Genomic DNA, 3,666 nt, shown 5'->3' with positions numbered 1-3,666 from the left:
GGGTCGACCGGATGCTGCTCGACTGGCTGACGGTGCTGGCCGCCGCCCTGCCGGCGCTCGTTCCGCCCATGGCCGCGGAGGCGGCCCGGCGGCGGCGCGGGCGGGCGGGGCGGCCGGTGGCCGCGTGGATCTGGGCGCCCGGCGCCGCCGCGGCCATGGCGCTGACCTTGGCGGGGCACGCCGCCGCGGCGCCCGCCGGCCTGGTCGTCTCCGTTGCCGGGACGGCCGTCCACGCGTGGGTGCGCGGGAGGCGGTCGTGACGGGATGTCCACATGCGGCGGGTCCGAAATTCGTTCTTGACGTGGAACGGAGGCGGCCGTAGTTTCGTGAAAGCGCTTCCAGAAAGCGCTTTCCAGCCTTCTCGATCCCCCACCTTTGGACGGCCGGAATGCGAAGAAAGCTCAGCTGGTGTCTCCTCACGATCGCGGCGCTGCTGCTGCCGCTGCTCGCCGTACCACCGGCGGCGCAGGCGCGGGACGACGCGCCGATCCTCGATCCGATCCCCGATGATCCAGCACCGTCCGGACTCGGCGTCGTCCTCCAGGAGGTCGCGCAGCTGCCGAAGTCCAAGCCGACCGGTGAGCCGACCGACCCGCGGCTGCTGCGGTGGAACCGCATCAACCACGTCGGCGAGGTCCCCGACCACTCGGGCCGGCTGTACGTGCCCGACCTGAACGGCAACCTGTACCTGCTCGACAAGAAGACCCGCACCCCGCACGTCTACCTCGACGTCGCCGCCACGTTCGCGCCCGACTTCTTCTCCCAGGCCGGACTCGGGCAGGGCTTCGGCTTCGTGGCGTTCCATCCGGACTTCGCCAAGAACGGGAAGTTCTACACCGCCCACGTCGAGGCGGGGAACGCGCTCAAGACGAAGACGCCCGACCTGACGCCGCAGCCGAAGACCGGCTACCACGGCGTCATCGACGAGTGGACGGCGAACGACCCGAAGGCCGAGACGTTCTCCGGGACGCACCGCGAACTGCTGCGCATCGGGTTCGCCGGGCGCATCCATAACCTGCAGCAGATCGACTTCAACCCCAACGCGCGTCCCGGCGACGCCGACTACGGCAAGCTCTACATGTCGGTCGGCGACGGCGGCAACGGCAACGTCGGCGACAACGGCGGCGACCCGCAGAACCTCGGCGTCCCGCAGGGCAAGATCCTGCGGATCGACCCGTCCGGGAACGACAGCGCGAACGGCAAGTACGGCATCCCCGCCGACAACCCGTTCGCCGGGCAGGCCGGCAAGGTCGGCGAGATCTACGCCTACGGCATGCGCGACCCGCACCGCTTCAGCTGGGACACCGGCGGGACGCACCGGATGTTCCTCGCGCACATCGGCGAGCACGAGATCGAGTCGATCCACGAGCTCTACGCGGGCGCCAACATCGGGTGGAGCGAGCGGGAGGGCGCGTTCACGTTCCGCAAGGACGACCGCTGCCACCTCTACCCGCTGCCGGCCGACGACGACAAGTACAAGTACGAGTACCCGCTCGCGGCCTACGACCACGACCCGCCGCCGGACTGGGACTGCCGCAGCGACACCGGCCACGCGATCTCCGGCGGCTACGTCTACCGGGGCGCGAAGCTGCCCGCGCTGCGCGGCAAGTACCTGTTCACCGACATCGTGGACGGCCGGCTCATGTACACCGAAGAGTCGGAGATGAAGCACGACTCGACCGGCACGAACCGCGCGCAGATCTACCAGATGCAGGCGTACGACACGTCCGGCAAGCCCGTCACGATGAAGGAGCTGGCGGGCGACGAGCGGGTCGACCTGCGGTACGGGTCGGACGCCAAGGGCGAGCCGTACCTGCTCGCCAAGGCCAACGGCAAGATCTGGAAGATCGTCGGGACGAAGCGGTTCGCGTCCTGCAAGGCGGGCCCGGCGAGGGTCGGGCACGCGATGGACGCCAAGAACTGGACGCCGGTGACCCCGTCCAAGTGGAAGTTCCCCGGTGACCAGGTCGTCCTCGCCGAAGCCGGTGAGGAGCGCCCCGGACCGCGGCGCCCGTTCGAGTACGCGGTGCTCAACAAGGGACCCGCGCTCACCAGCACCCGGATCGACGCGAAGGTGCGGCTCGACACACCCGTGTCGATCAGCAACCGGGACGTGATCGTCATCTTCGGCTACCAGGACGACACGCACTTCTACTACACCCATCTGTCCAGCGACAACACCATCTACCCGCACAACGGGATCTACCTGGTGAACGGTGCGGACCGGCTGCGGATCGACCGGCAGTGGAACGCCAACCGGTCGCACGGCGCCCCGCCGTCCATCACGGACGAGGCGTGGCACCGCGTGAGCGTGACGCACTGCGCGGGCACCGGTGAGACGGCCGTGTACGTGGACGGGAAGTCCCGCCCCGTCTTCACGGCCATCGACAAGACCCTCGGCTCCGGCCGGGTGGGCTTCGGCTCGTTCGACAACATCGGCCGGCTCCGCGACCTCACGGTCCGCGGGACCCCGGCGAAGTAGCGGCCTCCTCCGGGCGGGCCGGCGCCCGCCCGGAGGGCTCCAAGGAGTCGACATGTTCATTCGCCGTGGCCCCGCCGCACTCGCGACCGTGCTGCTGGGCGCCTCCCTCACCGTCGCCGCCGCCCCGGCCGGCGCCTCGACCGGCGGCGTCTTCCCGCCCCTGAAGAAGGACCTGGTCTCCTACTACGACTTCGAGCACCCGGTGCCCGGCGACCCGTCCCGCGAGGCCGATCGCGGCCGTTCGGGGACCGCGATCGACCTCGTCAACGGCGGCACGGCCATGCGCGTGCGGGACGGCGCGCGGCGGCACGCCATCCAGCTCAAGCAGCTGAACCCGTCCGCGGCCGGCAACGACGACTGGAAGGCGGGGATCTACTCCGCGACCGGCGTCCCGTCGCTGCACGCGTACAGCTCGGCCAAGGGCGCGACCCTCGCAGGCTGGTTCAAGATGACCGGCACCAACCCGAGCCCCAACAGCAACACGTCCGACCCGGACGACGTCTACAACGCGATCGGCCTCTCCGGCCTGCTCACCGGCGACTCCGACGGCCACGCCGTCCGCGCCCTGCTGGAGATCATCGACGTCGGCGGCACCCTGCACGTCGTCGCGCTGGGCCGCCGCGTGGACGGCTCGAAGTCCCAGACGTTCGCCGCGAACGAGGACTGGCGGAGCATCCTCCCGCAGAACACCTGGGTGCACCTCGCCGCGACGTTCGACTACGACACCGGGGAGATGGCCCTCTACAAGAACGGCAGGCCGCTGCCCGGGTTCTCCACCGTCTCGGGCGACCCGTGGGGCCTGGAGGGCGCCCCCGAACCCGACCTGACGTCCGCCACGGACCCCCGCGGCATCAAGATCGGCGGCAGCTTCCCGCAGAACACCCGCGAAGCGAACCCCTGCAACTGCCGCATGGACGGCCTCCTCTTCATGGACCGCCCCATAACCCCGAAGGAAGCACGCCTCCAGTACAAGTTCGCCAACCACTGACCGTCCATGCCGCCGGCGCCCACAAGCGCCGGCGGCAACCCCGTCCCACCCTCTTGCGGCTGCTGTAGGTTTCGGGGTCGTGGAGCCGATCGATTTGTCCCCCGTCGAGCGGCGCGTATGGCGGGCGTTTCCCAGTGGGACGCCGGTCGACCTGCGGGACGGCGCCGACGAGGACGCCGAGGGCGGGGACGGGTGG

General features: G+C 70.3%; 2 protein-coding genes and 1 pseudogene. All 3 read left to right on the top strand.

Annotation, left to right across the window (positions count from 1 at the left end; genetic code table 11):
* Positions 1-260 (top strand): annotated as a pseudogene (locus tag E1293_RS48315) (hypothetical protein); the annotation flags it as partial.
* A gap of 128 nt (positions 261-388) precedes the next feature.
* Entirely contained in the window at positions 389-2,482 is a 2,094-nt protein-coding gene (locus E1293_RS45540) for a PQQ-dependent sugar dehydrogenase (protein WP_132206160.1), read from the top strand.
* A gap of 52 nt (positions 2,483-2,534) precedes the next feature.
* Positions 2,535-3,470, top strand: a complete 936-nt coding sequence (locus E1293_RS45535) for a LamG domain-containing protein (protein WP_132206158.1) — start codon at positions 2,535-2,537, stop codon at positions 3,468-3,470.
* Positions 3,471-3,666: the final 196 nt, after the last annotated feature.

The sequence above is a fragment of the Actinomadura darangshiensis genome (genome assembly GCF_004349235.1).
Lineage (GTDB): Bacteria > Actinomycetota > Actinomycetes > Streptosporangiales > Streptosporangiaceae > Spirillospora > Spirillospora darangshiensis.
Note: the sequence above shows the minus strand (reverse complement) of the source record. Positions and strands in the feature narration are given on the sequence as shown.

What these genes read in the sequence shown, in the direction of transcription:
- E1293_RS45540 (WP_132206160.1), top strand. Translation starts at nt 389, where the DNA reads ATGCGAAGAAAGCTCAGCTGGTGTCTCCTCACGATCGCGGCGCTGCTG.
- E1293_RS45535 (WP_132206158.1), top strand. Translation starts at nt 2,535, where the DNA reads ATGTTCATTCGCCGTGGCCCCGCCGCACTCGCGACCGTGCTGCTGGGC.